This window comes from Pseudomonas sp. PA-5-4B (assembly GCF_021606215.1).
GTDB classification, from domain to species: Bacteria; Pseudomonadota; Gammaproteobacteria; order Pseudomonadales; family Pseudomonadaceae; genus Aquipseudomonas; species Aquipseudomonas edaphica.
In genome coordinates, this window is the sequence record NZ_WKDB01000073.1 from 11,920 (window position 1) to 30,922 (window position 19,003).

The following is a 19,003-nucleotide window of genomic DNA, read 5'->3' on the forward strand; positions in this document are numbered from 1 at the left end:
GACCGAATGGTTAACTTTAATTGACGTTTTAAAGGCTCTAGGACGCGTCTCTCAGAGATTTTACCTTGCGGTTTCATGACGTAATGCAATTGACACGAAGGCAGTACATTCTGGGGGAATTTACTTGAAGAGCTGCCGCGTATGCCCACTGCACTGCCTCAATTGTCGACCCCGCGACTACTATTGCGGGCGCTGGAAATGGACCAGGCCGAGGTGCTCTTCATGCTCGCCAACGGGCCGAAAATCGCTGACAACACGGCCAACATTCCGTCGCCCTATACCTTGGAAACTGCACAGAGTTTTATTGCCGGGGCCGCAGACAAATATCGGGCGGGCGAGTTGTTGAACCTGGGCATGCATGTGCGTGAAACCGGTGAGTTGGTTGGCATGGTCAGCCTGCGCCTTAACGCTCGTCATCACGCAGGGCATTTGGGCGGCTGGGTCGCGGCGCATGCGCGTAACCTGGGGTATGCCGCTGAGGCGGCGAGCGCGATGATGGGTTTTGGCTTCACCGAGCTTGGGCTGCAGCGTGTCGGCAGCCAATGCTTTGGCCGCAACAAGGAATCGGCGCGGGTCATGCAGAAAATCGGCCTGCGCTACGAGGGTTGCCTGCGTCAGGCGTTTCTCAAAAATGGCGTGTACGAAGACCTGCTGGGCTTTGCCACCGTGCGTGAGGACTGGGAGCGCGCGTTGTGAATGACGCAGTGGACCAAGGCAGGCGGCGAGTCCTTAGCGGGCTGGCGGTCGCTACCGCGTTTTCAATCCTCAGCCCATTTGCGCGCAGTGCCGGGGTGGATTACCCGTTCACCCTCGGCGTGGCTTCGGGCGACCCGCTGCCGGATGGTTTTGTGATCTGGACGCGCCTGGCGCCGTTGTTCAATGCAGCCGATGGCAGCGGTGGGTTGAAGCGCGCGGTGCCGGTGCGTTGGCGGGTGGCCAGTGATGCGGCGATGACGCGCATCGTGAAGCAGGGCGAAGTCTTGGCGACGGAGCGGTTCGCCCATTCGGTGCATGTTGAAGTGGCCGGGCTGGCGGCGGGCCGGCCGTATTGGTACCAGTTCGAAGGCCTCGGCGCGCAGAGCCCGGTGGGCCAGGCACGTACCACGCCACCTTTGCAGGCGATGGCCTCGGCTCGGCTGGGGTTTGTTTCCTGCTCGCATTGGGAGCGCGGTTACTTCAGCGCCTATCGCCATTTAGCCGCAGAGCAACCTGACCTGGTGTTTTTTCTCGGGGACTACATTTACGACAGCTCTTACGCCGCCGACTCGGGGAAAGTCTTTCGGGCCCACGGCAGCGGTAACGCGGTGAGCTTGAGCGACTACCGCAACCGCTACGCGCTGTACAAAACCGATCCGGACCTGCAAGCCCTGCACGCGGCCGCCCCCAGCGTGGCGACCTGGGATGACCACGAAGTGCAGAATGACTACGCCAACCGCTGGTCCCAGGACCCGAAGATTCCCGTGGCGCAATTTCTTCAGCAGCGGGCGGCGGCGTACCAGGCGTTTTACGAGCACATGCCGCTGCGCGCCAGCAGTGTGCCGAAGGGGCCGGACATGCGTATTTACCGGCGCCTGGATTACGGTCGGCTGGCGCGTTTTCATGTGTTGGATGGGCGCCAGTATCGCTCCGAGCAACCCTGCATCCAGGCCAACGGCAGCCATCAGGGGCATATCGCCGCCAACACTTGCAGCGACCTGCGTGATCTCGGCCGCACCATGCTGGGTTGGCAACAGGAAGCCTGGCTGGACCAGGGCTTTGCCCAGTCGCAGGCACAGTGGAATGTGATCGCCCAGGACTTGCTGGTGGCGCCCTTGCTCCAGCGCGACCTGAGCAACCACAAGGTGGGCCATTGGACCGATGGTTGGGACGGCTACGTGGCCAATCGTTCACGCATGCTGGCGTCCATCGGGCGTCACAAGGTCAGCAACCCGGTGTTCTGGGGCGGTGATATCCATTCGTTCTGGACCACTGACCTGCACGCCGACGCCAACAACCCGGACTCGCCAGTGATCGCCACTGAGTTTGTCGGCAGCTCGGTGACCTCCGATGGCCCGCCCTTTGAAGCGTTCAGCAAGATCCTGCCGCTTAATCCGCATGTGAAGTTTTTCGACAGCCGCCAGCGTGGGTATGTGTCGGTAGAGCTTACGGCTCAGAAGATGCTGACGAACTTTCGGGTGATAACTGACCCGCGCGATCCCAACGCCACGGTGTCGACCCTCAAGTCGTTTGTGGTGGAGCCGGGGCGGACGGGGGCGATTGCGGTTTAGTCCAGGCTGTAACGCACCGACAGCGCGCCTTTTTTCTCCGACAAGGCCAGGATGGTCACTTGGCCGAGCTCGTTCAGGGCTTGCACATGGGTGCCGCCGCAGGCGTAGGCGGGCAGTTCGCCGAAACCCACTTCGCGGGCGCCGTCTTCCAGGGTCATATGGCGCGGGTAGTCGGCGGCGATCCATTGGTTGACCTGTTGCTGGATCGCCTCGGCGTCGATGGCCTGGGCCATTTCGCCACGGATAAAGGTGATTTTGCACTCGCCCGGCCAATGGTGGGCTTTGATCGGCATCCAACCGAAGCTTTCTCCCGCATTGCCGATCAGGTGCCCGGCCGAATGCAGGCGCGTGTACAGGGCACGGCGTTGTGCGTCGACCCGTGCGCTGATCGGGCCGGGCTGCACAGGCTGGTCCACGTAATGCACCACACGGTCAGCCTCCTGAGTCACGCGCAGCACCTGGCTGTCGCCCAGCCAACCGGTATCAAAGGGTTGCCCGCCGCCTTGGGGATGAAAAATCGTCGACTGCAGGGTGACCGCGAACAGGCCTTCGTGGGGTGTGCAGCTCAGCACTTCAAGCTCGGCGGTCAGGTGGTCGTGGGTGAAAAACAGGCGCTCGGTCATCATTTACATCCGCATCAGGGTTCTACGGGCAGTATAAATAGTGCGTGGATGGGTGATAATCCGTTCAATTATCAATGGACCTGTGCGTCATGAGCATCAATCTTCCTTTGCCACTGCTGGGTGAAATGGCGATTTTCGTCAAAGTCGTGGAGACCGGCAGTTTCTCCGAAGCGGCGCGACAGCTGAGCGTTTCGCCCTCGGCGGTGAGCCGCAGTATCTCGCGTCTCGAACAGGCGCTGGCGACACGCTTGCTGCAACGCACCACGCGTAAATTGCGCTTGAGCGAAGGCGGCGAAGAAGTGTTCAAGCGTTGCCAGGAGATGGTCAACGCAGCGCGCTCGGTGATGGAGATCAGTGGCCAGTTCACCCATGAAGCCGAAGGCCTGGTGCGGGTCAGCGTGCCCAAGGCGGTGGGCCGGTTTGTGGTGCACCCGCATATGTCGGAGTTCTTGCGGCGCTATCCCAAGGTGGATGTGCAATTGATCCTGGAAGACCGGCATGTGGACCTGATCGACGACAATGTGGACCTCAGCATCCGCATCACCGACAGCCCGCCGCCGGGCTTGGTCGGCCGCCAACTGTTACCCATCGAGCACCTGTTGTGTGCCACGCCGCAGTACCTGGCCGCGCAGGGTACGCCTGAACATCCCCATGATTTGCTGGAACACAGCTGCATTTACCTGGGCGAAACGCCGGGGGATTCACGCTGGAAGTTTCGTCAGGGTGCCAAGGCGGTGACCGTGGGCGTGCGCGGGCGTTACGCCGCGAACCACACCGGCGTGCGCCTGGATGCGGTGTTGCAGCATGTGGGGATTGGTAGCTTGCCGTACTTCACGGCGCGCCACGCCTTGGCGGCGGGGAGCCTGGTGCAGGTATTGCCCGAGTGGGATTTTATTGCGTCCTACCATGGTGAGGCGTGGTTGCTGCATTCGCCCACGCGGTATCTGCCACCGAAGTTGCGGGTGTTTATTGATTATCTGGTGGAGTGCATGGCGAAGGAGCCGACACTGCGCCGAAGGTAGGAGTGCGGTCCAACTGTGGGAGCTGGCTTGTGTGGGAGCTGGCTTGCCTGCGATTGTATCGCCTCGGTTTAACTGATAGACCGAGTCGCCTGCATCGCAGGCAAGCCAGCTCCCACACAAGCCAGCTCCCACATTTAAAATCAGTGCTTGCTCTGATCCTGCGGCATGGCCAGCAGCTGTTTTTCCTGGTTCCAGTCGAACGGTTCATCGTTCTGTTCGGCTTCAAAGCGACGTTCTTCCAGGGCCTGGTACAGGTCCAGTTCTTCATCGGGCATAAAGTGCAGGCAATCACCGCCGAAGAACCACAGCAGGTCGCGAGGCACCAGGTGGGCGATTTGCGGGTAACGCAGGATGACCTGGCTCATCAGGTCCTGGCCCAGGTATTGGCTCTCGATCGGGTCGATCGGCAGCAGGGCGCGCAATTCGTCGAAGCGCTCCAGGAACAGGGTGTGGCTTTCCTCGGGCACCTGTTCGGCTTCGCCGACGGCAACCAGGATGCTGCGCAAGTGGTCGAGCAAGACGAGATGATCGGCAACGACGTTGGACACGAGATAAGTCCTCTAAAGCAAAAACGGGCGCGAGAGTATATGCCTCTCGCGCCCGTATTTATATGACCTTAGCTTTATAGGGTGTGAGCGGTCAGCGCACTTTACCCTCAGCCTGGGTCAGCTCTTCCTTGCTGAAATCATCCACATCGATCACCTTGCGGCGCGCGGCTTCGGCGTCGCGCAGGGTTTGCGCTTCGGTCGGTTGCAATACGCCCGCGTGCAGCGCCGCGTCGATGGCATGCTCGCCGGCGGCCGGTTTGACCTGGCCGCTTTTGAGCGCGGTGTGGAGTTTTTTCTGCAAGGGGTGGCTGGCACCCAGCAGGTCGTAGGCATGTTGCAGGGCACCCACCGGGTCTTCTGCCGATTGCGGGCGATAGCAACCCGCCAGCAACTCTTCCAGGGTCGGGTCGCCTTTGGCACGGCCAATCACCGCAGCCACTTCGGCGTCCAAAGCATCGGAAGGCCCCGTGTGACGACGGCCGAACGGGAACACGATCACCCGCAGCAGGCAACCGAGGACCTTGTTCGGGAAGTTGCTCAGCAGCTCATCCAGGGCACGCTCCGACTCACCGAGGCTTTCTTCCATGGCCCAGGCAAACAGCGGCTCCAGGTGATCCGGCGAATCCAGGTCGTGATAACGCTTGAGCGCAGCCGAGGCCAGATACATATGGCTCAGCACATCACCCAGGCGCGCCGACAGGCGTTCGCGGCGTTTCAGCTCGCCGCCGAGCAACATCATGCTCAAGTCGGCGAGCAGGGCGAATGCTGCGGCCTGACGGTTCAATGCACGGAAATAACCCTGGCTCAAACGGTTGCCCGGGGCTTTTTCAAAGTGCCCGATGCCGAGGTTCAGCACCAACGTGCTGGCGGCGTTACTCACGGCAAATCCGATATGTTGCATCAGCAGGCCGTCAAATTCCTTGAGCGCCTGGTCATGGTCTTCACGACCGGCCAGGGCCATTTCCTTAAGCACGAACGGGTGGCAGCGGATCGCGCCCTGGCCAAAGATCATCAGGTTGCGCGAGAGGATGTTCGCGCCTTCCACTGTGATGAAGATCGGCGCGCCTTGCCAGTTGCGGCCCAGGTAGTTGTTAGGCCCCATGATGATGCCCTTGCCGCCGTGCACATCCATGGCGTGGCTGATGCACTCGCGACCGCGCTCGGTGAGGTGGTACTTGAGAATCGCCGACAACACCGAAGGCTTTTCGCCCAGGTCGACCGCGTTGGCGGTGAGCATGCGCGCGCTGTCCATCAGCCAGGCGTTGCCGCCAATGCGCGCCAGGGCTTCCTGGATACCTTCAAAGGCCGACAGCGGCACGTTGAATTGCTCGCGCACTTGAGCGTATTGGCCGGTCACCAAACTGGTGAACTTGGCCGCGCCGGTACCGACCGCAGGCAGGGAGATCGAACGGCCGACCGACAGGCAGTTCATCAGCATCATCCAGCCCTTGCCGAGCATTTCCTGGCCACCGATAAGGAATTCCAGGGGGATGAACACGTCCTTGCCGGAGTTGGGGCCGTTCATAAAGGCGGCGCCCAACGGCAGGTGGCGACGGCCGATTTCCACGCCGGGCGTGTCGGTGGGGATCAGCGCCAGGCTGATGCCCAGGTCTTCTTCCTCACCCAACAAGTGGTCCGGGTCATGGGCCTTGAAGGCCAGGCCGAGGAGGGTCGCGACCGGGCCGAGGGTGATATAGCGTTTTTCCCAGTTCAGGCGCAGGCCGAGGGTTTCCTTGCCTTCCCATTCACCTTTGCAGATCACGCCGGTGTCGGGCATGGCGCCGGCGTCGGAGCCGGCCAGTGGGCCGGTGAGGGCGAAGCAGGGGATATCGTCGCCACGGGCCAGGCGTGGCAGGTAGTGGTTGCGTTGTTCGTCGGTGCCGTAATGCAGCAGCAGCTCGGCCGGGCCGAGGGAGTTAGGCACCATCACGGTGGAGGCGAGGTCGCCGCTGCGGGTGGCGAGTTTCATCGCGACCTGGGAGTGGGCATAGGCGGAGAAACCCTTGCCGCCATATTCCTTGGGAATGATCAGGGCGAAGAAACCGTGGGTTTTGATGTGCTCCCAGGCAGCGGGCGGCAGGTCCATGGCCTGGCCGATTTCCCAGTCGCTGACCATCGCGCAGAGTTCTTCGGTAGGGCCGTCGATAAACGCTTGTTCTTCTTCAGTCAGTTGCGCCTTGGGGTAGGCCAGCAATTTATCCCAATCGGGGCGACCGCTGAACAGTTCGCCGTCCCACCACACGGTGCCGGCGTCGATGGCGTCGCGCTCGGTCTCGGACATCGGCGGCAGGACTTTCTGGAACCAGCTGAACAGCGGCTTGGTGAAGTATTGGCGGCGCAGGTCGGGCAGCAACAGGGGCACGGCCACGGCGGCGATCAGCACCCAGAGGATGACCAGCAGCCAACCCGGTGCATGGCTCCAGGCGCCCATCGCCAGCAGGTAGACGGCAACCACGCCCAGCGCGGGCAGGGGCGCGGTGCGGCGGTGTGCCAGGTAGGCAATGCCGACCACCAGAACCAGTATCCACAACAACAGCATATTCAATCCTCCGTGAAACCAAGGGCGAAACCACCATGGAGCTTAGTCGGCATCCGAAAAAGCGCGGTGGCGAGGGTGTAACGAGTTGTGCTGGCGCACGCCGACATTTGGCCGAATCGTCGTTATCTCCACGGCAGGCCTGTCGTTAGACTCAAGGCTTCCCTTGGAGATAAAGCTCATGGATACGTACTTGAATCCCAGCCGCTTCATCGATAGTGACCACCCTGCGGTGGTGGAGTTCGCCGAAAAACATCGCGGAACCCGCCCGGATTTAAGTGACCAGGCGGTCAGTCTCTACTACGCCGTGCGTGAGGCGATTCGCTACAACCCGTACACCTTCAGCCGTGATCCAAATACCCTCAGTGCCAGCTTTGCCCTGGCCACCGGCGAGAGCTACTGTGTACCCAAGGCCACCTTATTGGCCGCCTGTGCCCGTCATTGCGGGATCCCGGCGCGCATTGGCCTGGCGGACGTGCGCAATCATTTATCGACACCGCGCCTGCTCGCGCTGCTCAAAAGTGATGTGTTCGCCATGCACGGCTATACCGAGTTGTACCTGCACGGCCGTTGGGTCAAGGCCACGCCGGCGTTCAACAGTCAACTGTGCGAGTTGTTCGACGTGCCACCGCTGGCGTTCGATGGGGTCAACGACAGCGTGTTCCACGCCTTCAACCGCCAGGGCCGGCGCTCGATGGAATATGTGCTGGACCACGGCCAGTTCAGCGACGTGCCCGAAGCGTTTTTTTTCGCGCATATTCAGCAGTGTTACCCGCACCTGTTTGCCGACGACACGCCGATCTCGCTGAAGGACATGCACAGCGATATGCACAGCGATTTAAGCCGCAGGTGAACCGGCGTATGCTGCTGCGTTCATCAAGCCATGTTCATCAACGATAAGGCGCGGTCATGCTGAAAATCTGGGGTCGTAAAAATTCATCAAACGTCAGGAAGGCACTGTGGTGCGCCGAGGAACTCGGCCTGGACTATGAGGCAATTGATGCGGGCGGGGCTTTTGGTGTGGTCGACACGCCGCAATACCGGGCCTTGAACCCCAATGGCCGGGTGCCGATGATCGAAGACGGCGACTTTGTGTTGTGGGAATCCAACACCATCGTGCGTTATCTGTGCGCCAAGAGCGCGTCGGATTTTTACCCGAACGACCTGCAAGCCCGGGCCAGCGCCGAGAAGTGGATGGACTGGACCACGTCGACGCTCGCCGATCCGTTCAAGGCGGTGTTCTGGGGCATCCTGCGTACCCCGGCGGAAAAACAGAACTGGGACAGCATCAATGCCGGGCGCCAAGCCTGTATCGATGCGCTTAACACCGTTGACCAGGCCCTCGCCGAGCAACCCTACCTCAGCGGCCAGCATTTCGGCATGGGCGATATCCCCTTGGGCTGCTTTGCCTACGCCTGGTTCGAGATGCCCATCGAGCGCCCGGCAATGCCCCATCTAGAGGCCTGGTACCAGCGCCTCAAAGATCGCCCGGCCTACCGCAAGGCCGTGATGACCGCGTTGACTTAATACTGACTATTAATACAGGTGACTGTACTTGTGCGGCGCGGGCAAGCACCATGCTTGTCATGCGCCGCCGTTGAACTACATGCGCTGCGCGCTCATCTACTCTTTCTATTCCCTTCTCTGGTGCGTAATCCGATATGAGTTCCGCTCTGTCCATCCGGCAGCTAACCAAAACCTACGGCAACGGTTTCCAGGCCCTGAGTGGTATCGATCTGGACGTTGCCGAAGGTGACTTCTTCGCCTTGCTCGGCCCCAACGGTGCCGGCAAATCCACCACCATCGGCATCCTCTCGACCCTGGTCAACAAAACCAGTGGCTCGGTGAATATCTTTGGCCATGACCTGGACAAATCCCCGGCGGCGCTCAAGCGCTCCATCGGCGTGGTGCCCCAGGAATTCAACTTCAACCAGTTTGAAAAGACCTTCGACATCGTCGTGACCCAGGCCGGCTATTACGGCATCCCGGCGAAAATCGCCAAGGAACGCGCCGAGCAGTACCTGACTCAGTTGGGCCTGTGGGACAAGCGCGACGTGCCTTCGCGTTCGCTGTCCGGCGGTATGAAGCGCCGCCTGATGATCGCTCGCGCGCTGGTGCATGAACCGCGCCTGTTGATCCTCGATGAGCCGACCGCCGGTGTGGATATCGAGCTGCGCCGTTCGATGTGGACCTTCCTCACCGAGCTGAACGAGAAGGGCATCACCATCATCCTCACCACCCATTACCTGGAAGAGGCTGAGCAGCTGTGCCGCAACATCGGCATCATCGACCACGGCACCATTGTCGAGAACACCAGCATGCGCAACCTGCTGGGCCAGTTGCATGTGGAAACCTTCCTGCTGGACCTGAAAAACAACCTGTCGGTGGCGCCGCAACTGCTCGGCTACCCAAGCCGCCTGGTCGATGACCACACCCTGGAAGTGCAGGTGGACAAAGCCATGGGCATCACCGCGTTGTTCACCCAGTTGGCGGCCCAGAGCATCGAAGTGCTGAGCCTGCGTAACAAAACCAATCGCCTTGAGGAGTTGTTCGTGTCCCTGGTGGAGAAAAATCTGGCGAAGGTGGCGGTATGAGTTCCGAACTGCAACCCAACCTCGTCGCACTGCAGACCATCGTTTACCGCGAAGTGAAGCGCTTTACCCGGATCTGGCCGCAGACCCTGCTGCCGCCGGCGATCACCATGGTCTTGTACTTCGTGATCTTCGGTAACCTCATCGGCCGCCAGATCGGCGACATGGGTGGCTTCACCTACATGGAGTACATCGTGCCGGGCCTGATCATGATGTCGGTGATCACCAACTCCTACGGCAACGTGGTCTCGAGCTTTTTCGGCAGCAAGTTCCAGCGCTCCATCGAAGAACTGATGGTCTCGCCGGTGTCGCCGCACACCATCCTGATCGGCTACACCCTGGGTGGCGTGCTGCGCGGCTTGATGGTCGGGGTGATCGTGACCTTGCTGTCGCTGTTCTTCACCCACCTGCAGGTGCATCACCTTGGGGTCACCCTGCTGGTGGTGGTACTGACGGCGACGATCTTCTCGCTGCTGGGGTTCATCAACGCCGTGTTTGCCCGCAACTTCGATGATATTTCGATCATCCCGACGTTCGTGCTGACGCCGCTGACCTACCTGGGCGGGGTGTTCTACTCCATTACCTTGCTGCCGCCGTTCTGGCAGACCGTGTCGCTGGCCAACCCGGTGTTGCATATGGTCAACGCCTTCCGCTACGGCATCCTGGGCGTGTCGGATATCAAGATCAGCGTGGCGATCACCTTTATGCTGGTGGCGACCGTGGTGCTGTATGTCGGCTGTGCGCGGTTGCTGGTGAGTGGGCGCGGGATGCGTACCTAAGCCGTTAGCTGCAATAAAAAACGGCCTCCAAGTGAGGCCGTTTTTTATTGACTGCAGGCAGGGTCAATGTGGGAGCTGGCTTGCCTGCGATAGCGATGGGTCAGGCAGCCATTGTTTAACTGACAGACCGCCATCGCAGGCAAGCCAGCTCCCACCTTTGGTTTTGTGCAGAGGTTTAACCTTTAAGTGCCAGCTCGATCAGTCCGTGCAGCTCTTGCACCGTCAGTGGTTCGGTCGAGAACAAAATGCGAAACACCGTCGGCGCCGCCAGCAGGTTGATTAAATGGTCCACGCTCGGCGGCGTACTCTGTGGGTAGCGATCGATAATCGTCTGAAGCTGCCCACTCAGAATGCTCACGCAATAACCCGGTGTGATCATGCTCTGCAGGTCACGCATCATGTTGCGCCCTGGCTCGGAGCTCATTTCATCCAGGTATTGCTCGGCCCAGGCCCGCAGATCACCGCGCAGGCTGCCGGTATTCGCCGGCTCACAGTCGGGGCGCATGCGGGCCAGGGCCACATCAGCCAACAGCACGGATAAGTCGCCCCAGCGCCGGTAAATGGTCGAGGGCGTGACGCCTGCGCGCGTCGCAATCATCGGTACGGTAACGCTGGAGCGCTCATGGGCTTCCAACAGCTCACGCACTGCTGAATGCACCGATTCTTGGACCCGGGCACTGCGGCCTCCCGGGCGAAGGCCTTCTTTTATCGCCATGCGTAAAACCTTAACACAAAGAATTTGCTTTAAGCGCGCGCCGGTAGCACACTGCGCAAAAGCAAAGTATTAGCTTTAGTGGAGTGTGCCCATGTCTCGCGTTATTTCCCAGCGGTCCAGTCTGGCGTTCCTGGTCATCACGGTGTTGACCTTCCTCGCCGCGTCCAGCGCGCCGACGCCGTTGTATCAGGTGTATCAGGAAAACCTGCATTTCTCCGCGACAATGCTCACGGTGATTTTCGGCGTATACGCCGTCAGCCTGTTGGCAGCGTTGCTGACCGTGGGTTCACTGTCGGATCACCTGGGGCGCAAGCCGGTGATTTTCGTCGCATTGCTGCTCAATATTGCGGCGATGCTGCTGTTTATCAACGCCGACAGCACCGCGCACCTGATTGCCGCCCGCGCGCTGCAAGGTTTCGCCACCGGCATGGCCACGGCGGTGCTGAGTGCGACCTTGCTCGACACCGACCGCCAGCGCGGCCCGATGCTCAATAGCCTGGCGCCGCTGTTGGGCATGGCCAGCGGCGGGCTGGGCAGTGGCCTACTGGTGGAGTTCGCGCCGCGTCCTACCCAATTGATTTACTTCACGCTGTTGGGGTTGATGGTGTTGCAGGCTGTGTATGTGTGGCGCCTGGCGGAAACCGTCAGTCGTATTCCGGGGGCCTTGAAGTCGCTGGCGCCGACCCTGCATGTGCCGCAGCAAGCGCGCCGGGCTTTATGGTTGGTGATGCCGCTGAATGTGGCGGTGTGGGCGCTGGGCGGGTTCTTCTCATCCCTGGCGCCGTCGCTGATCAAGGCTGCCACCGGTTCCACTTCGCACCTGATCGGTGGCGGCCTGGTGGCGGTCGTGACCTTGAGTGGCGCGGTGATGATCTACAGCGTGCGCGAGCGCCCGGCCGATAAAATCATGCGGCTGTCGGCAGGGCTGTTGGCCGTGGGCGTCGCGTTGCTGCTGGTGGCCGTCCACATGGGTATTTTGTGGCTGTTCTTTGTCGCCAGTGTGATTGCAGGTTTTGGTTTTGGCGGCGGCTTCATGGGCAGTGTGCGCAGCATTGTCGGACTGGCGTTGCCCCATGAGCGGGCCGGTTTGATGTCGGCGTTCTATGTCTTGAGCTACTTGGCGTTTTGCCTGCCAGCGCTGTTGGCGGGTTACTTGTGCCAGGTTTACGGCCTTATCGTCACGACTGAAGGCTATGGTGCGGCGCTGATATTGCTGGCCCTGAGTGCCTTGGTCGGTTTGATGCTGCAGAACTCGGTGCGGGCCAAGGCGGCAGTAGAGTGATGCTGTATATTGGTAAAGTAGATAACTTATAGAGATATTACCCGTTATATAGATATTCATTCAGGTTCTATGATGGCTTCAACCTCATACGAGGAAGAGGATTGCCATCATGACCTGCACGACGACTCCCAGTTGCACGCCCCCAGGCTGCAAAACCCCAAGCTATAAGCCCTTGAGCCATCTGACCCGCCCACGGGAAGTGATTCGCCAGTTCACCCCCAACTGGTTCGCCGCGACCATGGGTACCGGCGTGCTGGCCCTGGCCTTGGCTCAACTGCCGTTCAACCTGCCAGGTTTGCACGCCATTGCCGAAGGGCTGTGGGTGTTCACCATTGGCCTGTTTGTGCTGTTCAGCCTGTTGTACGCGGCGCGTTGGGTGATGTTCTTCCACGAAGCGCGACGCATCTTCGGGCACTCCACGGTGTCGATGTTCTTCGGCACCATTCCCATGGGCCTGGCCACCATTCTCAATGGCCTGCTGCTGTTCGGCCTGCCGCGCTGGGGCAGTGAGGTGATCCCGCTGGCTGAAGCCTTATGGTGGCTGGACGTGGCGATGGCCCTGGCCTGTGGTGTGTTGATCCCGTTCATGATGTTCACCCGCCAGGAACACAGCATCGACCAGATGACCGCCGTCTGGCTGTTGCCGGTGGTTGCCGCCGAAGTCGCTGCCGCCAGCGGTGGCTTGCTGGCGCCGCACTTGGCCGACGCCCATGCGCAACTGGTGATGCTGGTGACCAGCTACGTGCTGTGGGCGTTTTCCCTGCCGGTGGCGTTCAGCATCCTGACCATCCTGATGTTGCGCATGGCCCTGCATAAACTGCCGCCTGCCAATATGGCCGCGTCGAGCTGGTTGGCCCTTGGCCCCATCGGCACTGGTGCGCTGGGCATGTTGCTGTTGGGCGGTGACGCCCCGGCGATTTTCGCCGCCAATGGCTTGCCGGGTGTGGGCGAAATGGCCAATGGCCTGGGCTTGGTAGCCGGCATCACGCTGTGGGGCTTCGGTTTGTGGTGGATGCTGATCGCGGTACTGATCACCCTGCGCTACCTGCGCGCCGGCATTCCGTTCAACCTCGGCTGGTGGGGGTTTACCTTCCCGCTGGGGGTTTACGCGTTAGCCACGCTGAAGCTGGCGAGTCTGCTGCACCTGAGCTTTTTCAGCGTATTGGGCAGCGTGCTGGTGCTGGCACTGGCGCTGATGTGGCTGATCGTGGCCAAGCGCACCGTGCAGGGCGCCTATAAAGGTGAGCTTTTTGTTTCGCCATGCATTGCAGGACTAGCGAATAAGTAAGCGCGATTAGGTAAAGTCGTGGCCTGAGAAACTACACGCCTTCAGGCCACGCAGGAACACGGACGATGAGCCACCCCTCACAATTCACCTTGCTGCGCACACGGCGCTTTCTGCCGTTTTTCATCACCCAGTTACTGGGCGCATTCAACGACAACATCTTCAAGCAATCGCTGATCCTGGCTATTCTCTACAAGCTCACCATCGAGGGCGACCGCTCCATCTGGGTCAACCTGTGCGCCTTGTTGTTTATCCTGCCGTTCTTCCTGTTCTCGGCGCTGGCCGGGCAGTTTGGCGAGAAATTCAACAAGGACGCGCTGATCCGCGCGATCAAGATCGGCGAGATCGTGATCATGGCCGTGGGCGCCACAGGCTTCCTGTTCAACCACCTGGAACTGATGCTGCTGGCGCTGTTTGCCATGGGTACGCATTCGGCGTTGTTCGGCCCGGTGAAGTACTCGATCATGCCCCAGGCGTTGCACGACGATGAGCTGGTGGGCGGCAACGGACTGGTGGAAATGGGCACGTTTCTGGCCATTCTGGCCGGCACCATTGGCGCCGGGATCATCATGTCGTCGAGCAATTACGCGCCCTTGGTGGCGGTAGCGATTGTCGGCGTGGCGGTGCTCGGCTACCTGGCCAGCCGCAGTATTCCGCGGGCGGCGGCGTCCACGCCCGAGCTGCGCCTGAACTGGAATATCTTCAGCGAATCCTGGGCCACCTTGCGCCTGGGCCTGGGGCAGACGCCGGCAGTGTCGCGCTCGATTGTCGGCAACTCGTGGTTCTGGTTTGTCGGTGCGATCTACCTGACGCAAATCCCGGCCTACGCCAAGGAATGGTTGTACGGCGACGAAACTGTGGTGACGCTGATCCTTACGGTGTTTTCGGTGGGCATCGCCGTTGGCTCGATGCTCTGCGAAAAGCTCTCGGGCCGTAAGGTCGAGATCGGCCTGGTGCCGTTTGGCTCGTTTGGCCTGACGGTCTTCGGCCTGCTGCTGTGGTGGCACTCGGGCGGCTTTCCGCAATCGGCCCAGGAACATAGCTGGCTGGCGGTACTCAGCTACGGTCAGGCGTGGTGGGTGTTGTTCGATATCCTTGGCCTGGGTGTGTTCGGTGGCTTCTATATCGTGCCGCTCTACGCGCTGATCCAGTCGCGCACGGCCGAGAACGAGCGCGCGCGGGTCATTGCGGCCAACAATATTCTCAATGCGTTGTTCATGGTGGTTTCGGCCATCGTCTCGATCCTGCTGCTGAGCGTGGCCAAGCTGTCGATCCCCGAGTTGTTCCTGGTGGTGTCGCTGCTCAACATTGCGGTCAACACTTACATCTTCAAAATCGTCCCCGAGTTCACCATGCGCTTCATGATCTGGCTGCTCAGCCATTCCATGTACCGCGTGGAGCATCGCAACCTTGAGCTGATTCCGGATGAAGGCGCGGCGCTGCTGGTGTGCAACCACGTGTCGTTTGTCGATGCACTGTTGATTGGCGGCGCGGTACGTCGGCCGATTCGCTTTGTGATGTACTACAAGATCTACCGTTTGCCGGTGCTGAATTTTATCTTCCGCACGGCCGGGGCGATTCCGATTGCCGGGCGCCATGAAGATATCCAGATCTACGAAAAGGCCTTCATGCGAATTGCCCAGTACCTGAAGGAAGGGGAGTTGGTGTGCATCTTCCCGGAAGGCAAGCTGACCGCCGATGGCGAGATCAATGAGTTCCGTAGCGGGTTGACGCGGATTCTGGAGCAGACCCCGGTGCCGGTGATTCCGATGGCGTTGCAGGGGTTGTGGGGGAGCTTTTTCAGTCGCGATCCGAACAAGGGCATCTTTCATCGGATCTGGTCGCGGGTGGTGTTGGTGGCGGGTGAGCCGGTTGCGGTGGAGGCCGCGACGCCTGAGCAGTTGCAGGCGCGGGTAGGGGTGTTGCGCGGGAGTGTCAGGTAGTTATTTGCTGGCTGTAAGGGCCTCATCGCAGGCAAGCCAGCTCCCACATTTGAACGCTGAACACCGTCCAATGTGGGAGCTGGCTTGCCTGCGATAGCGGTAGTGGCTCAGGCGCTGATCTTGAGCCCAACCAGCCCGCAAATGATCAACGCCACACTCGCCAACCTGAACATCGCCATGGACTCCCCAAACAGGATAATCCCGGCGATCACCGTGCCTACCGCACCCACACCGGTCCAGATGGCATAGGCGGTGCCCAGCGGCAGCTCCTTCATGGCCAGGCCCAGCAGGCCGAGGCTGATGGCCATGGCGGCGATCGTCAGTGCTGTCGGCAGCGGCTTGCTGAAACCGTCGGTGTACTTCAGGCCGACCGCCCAGCCGACCTCAAACAGCCCGGCAAAAAACAGAATGATCCAGGACATGTTGATCTCCCCTCTATAGCTGGGGTCGTCCCCGGATTAAGCGCTTGAGAGCGTCGCGAGGTCGTCCCCGCGAAGCCCGGTAGCTTGCCGAAAATTGATCAGGTGATCAAGTTTACGGCGCGCTCTCCAGGGCGCGACGGTCTTCTTTTTCGCTCATTCTGCGAAAGTAAGTCGACAGCAATGCCCCGGAAATATTGTGCCACACGCTGAACAGCGCGCTCGGCACCGCCGCCAAGGGCGAAAAGTGCGCACTGGCCAGCGCGGCGCCCAGCCCGGAGTTCTGCATGCCCACTTCCAGCGCCAGGGATTTACGCTGCGCCAACGGCAGTTTGAACAGGCGGCCGGTGAAGTAACCGAGCAGATAACCGAAGCTGTTGTGCAGCATCACCACGGCCATGATCAACAGGCCGGACTCGGCGATCTTCGCCTGGCTCGCTGCAACGACTGCAGCGACGATGATTACGATGCTTACCACTGAGACCAGCGGCAATACCTCCACGGCATGGCGCACCCGGTCGCCCAGCACGCGTTGCGCCACCACGCCCAGCACGATCGGCAGCAACACCACTTGCAGGATCGACCAGAACAGCTCCATGAATGACACCGGCAGCCAGGCCGAGGCCAGCAGCCAGATCAATGCGGGCGTCAGCAGCGGGGCGAGGAGGGTAGTGACGGCAGCGATGGCTACCGACAGCGCGAGGTCGCCCCGGGCCAGCCAGGTCATGACGTTGGACGACGTGCCGCTTGGGCAGCACCCGACCAGGATCACGCCGACGGCGATTTCCGGCGGCAAGTGGAACGCCTGGCACAGCAGCCAGGCCACGCCCGGCATGATCACAAAATGCGCAACCACGCCGAGGGCCACGCGCCAGGGATGGCGGGCGACTTCGGCGAAGTCTTCCAGTTTCAAGGTCAGCCCCATGCCGAACATCACCAGGCCCAGCAGCGGCACGATGGCGCCTTTGAGGCCAATGAACCAGCCGGGCTCAAGGAAGGCGAGCACCGCGAAAATCAACACCCAGTAGGCGAAGGTATTGCCAACGAAGCGGCTCAAGGCGGCGAGTGCGCGCATGGGGAAGTCCTTGTTATTAGAGTTCGAGGGTGTAACTGCAATCAAATGTGGGGCTTGTGTGGGAGATGTTTGTGTGAGGACTGGCTTGTGTGGGAGCCGGGCTTGCCCGCGATGCAGGCACCTCGGTCTTCAGCTGGATCGAGTTGATGCTATCGCAGGCAAGCCAGCTCCCACACAAGCCAGCTCCCACATTTTGATCTTCACATGGCTTAGATGCCCTGCGGGGTTTCTTCGCCGCCCAGTGCCTCAACCAACGCCGGCAGGAACTCACCAAACGTCAGCATCATCAGGGTAAAGCTGGCATCCAGCTGGCCCAATGCCTCGTCGCCGCCGTCCTGTTCAGCCTGGTCTTGCAGCAGGTCTTCGAACTTCAGGCGCTTGACGGTCATTTTGTCGTCGAGCATGAAGGACAACTTGTCCTGCCAGGCCAGGGACAATTGCGTCACGACTTTGCCGGTAGTCAGGTGCAGTTGGATCTCTTCGCCGGTCAGGTCCTGGCGCTTGCAGCGCACGATGCCGCCGTCTTCGTGGGTGTCGCGCAGTTCGCATTCGTCGAGGACGAAGAAGTCATCGGCCGGCTTCTGCGTGGTGACCCAGTCGGTCATGATCGCCGTTGGTGCGGTTTTAACCGTCAGCGGGCGTACCGGCAGGGTGCCGATTACTTCGCGCAGGGTCGACAGCAGGTCTTCGGCGCGTTTCGGGCTCGCCGAGTTGACCAGGATCAGGCCCTGTTTCGGCGCAATGGCGGCGAAAGTCGACGAGCGACGGATAAAGGCGCGCGGCAGGAAGGCCTGGATGATTTCATCCTTGATCTGGTCGCGTTCCTTCTTATAGACCTTGCGCATTTGCTCGGCCTCGATCTCTTCGACTTTCTCTTTAAGCGCGTCACGCACCACGCTACCCGGCAGGATGCGTTCTTCCTTGCGTGCAGCGATCAGCAGGAAGTCACCGCTGACATGCACCAGGGGAGCGTCTTCACCTTTACCAAAAGGTGCGACGAAACCGTAAGTGGTCAACTCCTGGCTTGCACACGGGCGCGCCAGTTTGGTGGCCATGGCCGCTTCCAACGCCTCGGCATCAACAGGCAGATCTTGGGTCAGGCGATAGATAAGCAGGTTCTTGAACCACATGGGGTGAGTCTCTCCTTTATACAAAGGGGGGCATTATTCTCTTGATCCGGGCTGAGGCCAACCCTGCCTAAGCCATTGGAAGGGCTGAAAAAAAAGATTTAAGAAAGTGCTTGCCAGACTTAAGGTCGCTCCGTAGAATGCGCGCCACACCGAAGCGAAGGGTGATTAGCTCAGCTGGGAGAGCGTCTGCCTTACAAGCAGAATGTCGGCGGTTCGATCCCGTCATCACCCACCATTCGTTTCAAGTGTTACGCGCAGCGGTAGTTCAGTCGGTTAGAATACCGGCCTGTCACGCCGGGGGTCGCGGGTTCGAGTCCCGTCCGCTGCGCCATATTCGGTAACCTGGAACACTGAACGCCAGGTCACCACAGAAAGCCCGCTCATTGAGCGGGCTTTTTGCTGTCCGGGGTTTGTAAAACCAAAAAAACGCCGCCGATCATTTCCGATGATTGGCGGCGTTTTTTTATGGGCTGATCAGAAATCCCAACGCGTTGTCACCATCACGTTGCGCGGCTCAGGTGTCATTGATAATGGTTTTTAACAGTGCCGCCAAGCAACGTATAAACGCAATAGACTCACATTTGGGGCTTGAGGCCCCGTTTTCCGGGGCGCGGAGGACACCAGAGAAATTATTTTAAATAAATTGCATTTAAATCAAGACATTGCAGATTTTTGGTGTATTATGCCGCCCACACCGAAGCGAAGGGTGATTAGCTCAGCTGGGAGAGCGTCTGCCTTACAAGCAGAATGTCGGCGGTTCGATCCCGTCATCACCCACCATTCGTTTC

17 protein-coding genes and 3 tRNA genes are annotated in these 19,003 nt (G+C 60.3%); 13 read left to right on the forward strand and 7 right to left on the reverse strand.

Annotated features, from left to right (window positions below; genetic code table 11):
* Nucleotides 1-141 precede the first annotated feature (141 nt).
* Both GIW28_RS25785 and GIW28_RS25790 read left to right on the forward strand, forming a co-directional pair.
* Nucleotides 142-696: a GNAT family N-acetyltransferase gene (locus tag GIW28_RS25785; protein ID WP_026013639.1), complete on the forward strand. Its 555-nt coding sequence runs from the start codon at nucleotides 142-144 to the stop codon at nucleotides 694-696.
* On the forward strand, nucleotides 693-2,267 hold the full coding sequence (locus tag GIW28_RS25790) for an alkaline phosphatase D family protein (RefSeq protein ID WP_236447086.1): 1,575 nt from the start codon (nucleotides 693-695) through the stop codon (nucleotides 2,265-2,267). Before GIW28_RS25785 ends, GIW28_RS25790 begins: the two co-directional genes overlap by 4 nt.
* Here the strand turns inward: GIW28_RS25790 and GIW28_RS25795 are convergent.
* Complete coding sequence (locus GIW28_RS25795) at nucleotides 2,264-2,890, reverse strand: alanyl-tRNA synthetase (protein ID WP_026013638.1); 627 nt, start codon at nucleotides 2,888-2,890, stop codon at nucleotides 2,264-2,266. The genes GIW28_RS25790 and GIW28_RS25795 overlap by 4 nt on opposite strands.
* Nucleotides 2,891-2,979: 89 nt before the next feature.
* On the opposite strand from GIW28_RS25795, the gene GIW28_RS25800 reads away from it, so the two are divergent.
* Nucleotides 2,980-3,912 (forward strand): LysR family transcriptional regulator, encoded by a 933-nt coding sequence (locus GIW28_RS25800; protein ID WP_099547859.1) that lies wholly within the window; start codon nucleotides 2,980-2,982, stop codon nucleotides 3,910-3,912.
* A 140-nt stretch (nucleotides 3,913-4,052) separates the two neighbouring features.
* Here the strand turns inward: GIW28_RS25800 and GIW28_RS25805 are convergent, their stop codons facing one another.
* Entirely contained in the window at nucleotides 4,053-4,460 is a 408-nt protein-coding gene (locus tag GIW28_RS25805; RefSeq protein ID WP_010567536.1) for a PA2817 family protein, read from the reverse strand.
* Between the two features lie 91 nt (nucleotides 4,461-4,551).
* Nucleotides 4,552-6,999 carry an acyl-CoA dehydrogenase gene (locus tag GIW28_RS25810; RefSeq protein WP_236447085.1) on the reverse strand — a complete coding sequence of 816 codons (2,448 nt, stop codon included), beginning with the start codon at nucleotides 6,997-6,999 and terminating at the stop codon, nucleotides 4,552-4,554.
* Between the two features lie 178 nt (nucleotides 7,000-7,177).
* Here GIW28_RS25810 and GIW28_RS25815 point away from each other — a divergent pair, with 178 nt between their 5' ends.
* The 4 genes from GIW28_RS25815 (at nucleotide 7,178) to GIW28_RS25830 (ending at nucleotide 10,366) form a co-directional block, all read left to right on the forward strand.
* A complete protein-coding gene (locus tag GIW28_RS25815) occupies nucleotides 7,178-7,849 on the forward strand; it encodes a transglutaminase-like domain-containing protein (RefSeq protein WP_138453680.1) in 672 nt (223 codons plus the stop codon).
* A gap of 56 nt (nucleotides 7,850-7,905) precedes the next feature.
* Nucleotides 7,906-8,523 carry a glutathione S-transferase family protein gene (locus GIW28_RS25820; RefSeq protein WP_099547862.1) on the forward strand — a complete coding sequence of 206 codons (618 nt, stop codon included), beginning with the start codon at nucleotides 7,906-7,908 and terminating at the stop codon, nucleotides 8,521-8,523.
* A gap of 134 nt (nucleotides 8,524-8,657) precedes the next feature.
* Complete coding sequence (locus GIW28_RS25825; protein ID WP_017136395.1) at nucleotides 8,658-9,590, forward strand: ABC transporter ATP-binding protein; 933 nt, start codon at nucleotides 8,658-8,660, stop codon at nucleotides 9,588-9,590.
* Nucleotides 9,587-10,366 carry an ABC transporter permease gene (locus tag GIW28_RS25830; RefSeq protein ID WP_017136394.1) on the forward strand — a complete coding sequence of 260 codons (780 nt, stop codon included), beginning with the start codon at nucleotides 9,587-9,589 and terminating at the stop codon, nucleotides 10,364-10,366. Before GIW28_RS25825 ends, GIW28_RS25830 begins: the two co-directional genes overlap by 4 nt.
* Before the next feature lie 175 nt (nucleotides 10,367-10,541).
* Here the strand turns inward: GIW28_RS25830 and GIW28_RS25835 are convergent, their stop codons facing one another.
* On the reverse strand, nucleotides 10,542-11,081 hold the full coding sequence (locus tag GIW28_RS25835) for a TetR/AcrR family transcriptional regulator (protein WP_099547863.1): 540 nt from the start codon (nucleotides 11,079-11,081) through the stop codon (nucleotides 10,542-10,544).
* Nucleotides 11,082-11,172: 91 nt separating this feature from the next.
* Between GIW28_RS25835 and GIW28_RS25840 the strand changes: the two genes are divergently transcribed.
* The 3 genes from GIW28_RS25840 (at nucleotide 11,173) to GIW28_RS25850 (ending at nucleotide 15,591) form a co-directional block, all read left to right on the forward strand.
* Nucleotides 11,173-12,363 carry an MFS transporter gene (locus tag GIW28_RS25840; protein ID WP_017136392.1) on the forward strand — a complete coding sequence of 397 codons (1,191 nt, stop codon included), beginning with the start codon at nucleotides 11,173-11,175 and terminating at the stop codon, nucleotides 12,361-12,363.
* A gap of 109 nt (nucleotides 12,364-12,472) precedes the next feature.
* Complete coding sequence (locus GIW28_RS25845) at nucleotides 12,473-13,651, forward strand: TDT family transporter (RefSeq protein WP_236447084.1); 1,179 nt, start codon at nucleotides 12,473-12,475, stop codon at nucleotides 13,649-13,651.
* Between the two features lie 65 nt (nucleotides 13,652-13,716).
* Nucleotides 13,717-15,591: an MFS transporter gene (locus GIW28_RS25850; RefSeq protein ID WP_099547865.1), complete on the forward strand. Its 1,875-nt coding sequence runs from the start codon at nucleotides 13,717-13,719 to the stop codon at nucleotides 15,589-15,591.
* A gap of 107 nt (nucleotides 15,592-15,698) precedes the next feature.
* Here the strand turns inward: GIW28_RS25850 and sugE are convergent, their stop codons facing one another.
* The 3 genes from sugE to rdgC form a co-directional block, all read right to left on the reverse strand.
* A complete protein-coding gene (gene sugE / locus GIW28_RS25855; protein ID WP_099547866.1) occupies nucleotides 15,699-16,013 on the reverse strand; it encodes a quaternary ammonium compound efflux SMR transporter SugE in 315 nt (104 codons plus the stop codon).
* Nucleotides 16,014-16,125: 112 nt separating this feature from the next.
* Nucleotides 16,126-17,085: a bile acid:sodium symporter family protein gene (locus GIW28_RS25860; protein ID WP_099547867.1), complete on the reverse strand. Its 960-nt coding sequence runs from the start codon at nucleotides 17,083-17,085 to the stop codon at nucleotides 16,126-16,128.
* Between the two features lie 209 nt (nucleotides 17,086-17,294).
* Nucleotides 17,295-18,215 (reverse strand): recombination-associated protein RdgC, encoded by a 921-nt coding sequence (gene rdgC / locus GIW28_RS25865; RefSeq protein ID WP_003172886.1) that lies wholly within the window; start codon nucleotides 18,213-18,215, stop codon nucleotides 17,295-17,297.
* Between the two features lie 159 nt (nucleotides 18,216-18,374).
* On the opposite strand from rdgC, the gene GIW28_RS25870 reads away from it, so the two are divergent.
* The 3 genes from GIW28_RS25870 (at nucleotide 18,375) to GIW28_RS25880 (ending at nucleotide 18,995) form a co-directional block, all read left to right on the forward strand.
* Nucleotides 18,375-18,450, forward strand: a tRNA-Val gene (locus GIW28_RS25870).
* A 19-nt stretch (nucleotides 18,451-18,469) separates the two neighbouring features.
* Nucleotides 18,470-18,546 (forward strand) — tRNA-Asp (locus GIW28_RS25875).
* A 373-nt stretch (nucleotides 18,547-18,919) separates the two neighbouring features.
* Nucleotides 18,920-18,995, forward strand: a tRNA-Val gene (locus GIW28_RS25880).
* Nucleotides 18,996-19,003: the final 8 nt, after the last annotated feature.

Bases quoted from the DNA above. Each gene is read 5' to 3' on its own strand.
- GIW28_RS25840 (WP_017136392.1), top strand. From the start codon at position 11,173: ATGTCTCGCGTTATTTCCCAGCGGTCCAGTCTGGCGTTCCTGGTCATC.
- GIW28_RS25795 (WP_026013638.1), bottom strand. From the start codon at position 2,890: ATGACCGAGCGCCTGTTTTTCACCCACGACCACCTGACCGCCGAGCTT.
- GIW28_RS25830 (WP_017136394.1), top strand. From the start codon at position 9,587: ATGAGTTCCGAACTGCAACCCAACCTCGTCGCACTGCAGACCATCGTT.
- GIW28_RS25800 (WP_099547859.1), top strand. From the start codon at position 2,980: ATGAGCATCAATCTTCCTTTGCCACTGCTGGGTGAAATGGCGATTTTC.
- rdgC (WP_003172886.1), bottom strand. From the start codon at position 18,215: ATGTGGTTCAAGAACCTGCTTATCTATCGCCTGACCCAAGATCTGCCT.
- GIW28_RS25845 (WP_236447084.1), top strand. From the start codon at position 12,473: ATGACCTGCACGACGACTCCCAGTTGCACGCCCCCAGGCTGCAAAACC.
- GIW28_RS25820 (WP_099547862.1), top strand. From the start codon at position 7,906: ATGCTGAAAATCTGGGGTCGTAAAAATTCATCAAACGTCAGGAAGGCA.
- GIW28_RS25835 (WP_099547863.1), bottom strand. From the start codon at position 11,081: ATGGCGATAAAAGAAGGCCTTCGCCCGGGAGGCCGCAGTGCCCGGGTC.
- GIW28_RS25810 (WP_236447085.1), bottom strand. From the start codon at position 6,999: ATGCTGTTGTTGTGGATACTGGTTCTGGTGGTCGGCATTGCCTACCTG.
- GIW28_RS25815 (WP_138453680.1), top strand. From the start codon at position 7,178: ATGGATACGTACTTGAATCCCAGCCGCTTCATCGATAGTGACCACCCT.
- GIW28_RS25785 (WP_026013639.1), top strand. From the start codon at position 142: ATGCCCACTGCACTGCCTCAATTGTCGACCCCGCGACTACTATTGCGG.
- sugE (WP_099547866.1), bottom strand. From the start codon at position 16,013: ATGTCCTGGATCATTCTGTTTTTTGCCGGGCTGTTTGAGGTCGGCTGG.
- GIW28_RS25860 (WP_099547867.1), bottom strand. From the start codon at position 17,085: ATGCGCGCACTCGCCGCCTTGAGCCGCTTCGTTGGCAATACCTTCGCC.
- GIW28_RS25825 (WP_017136395.1), top strand. From the start codon at position 8,658: ATGAGTTCCGCTCTGTCCATCCGGCAGCTAACCAAAACCTACGGCAAC.
- GIW28_RS25850 (WP_099547865.1), top strand. From the start codon at position 13,717: ATGAGCCACCCCTCACAATTCACCTTGCTGCGCACACGGCGCTTTCTG.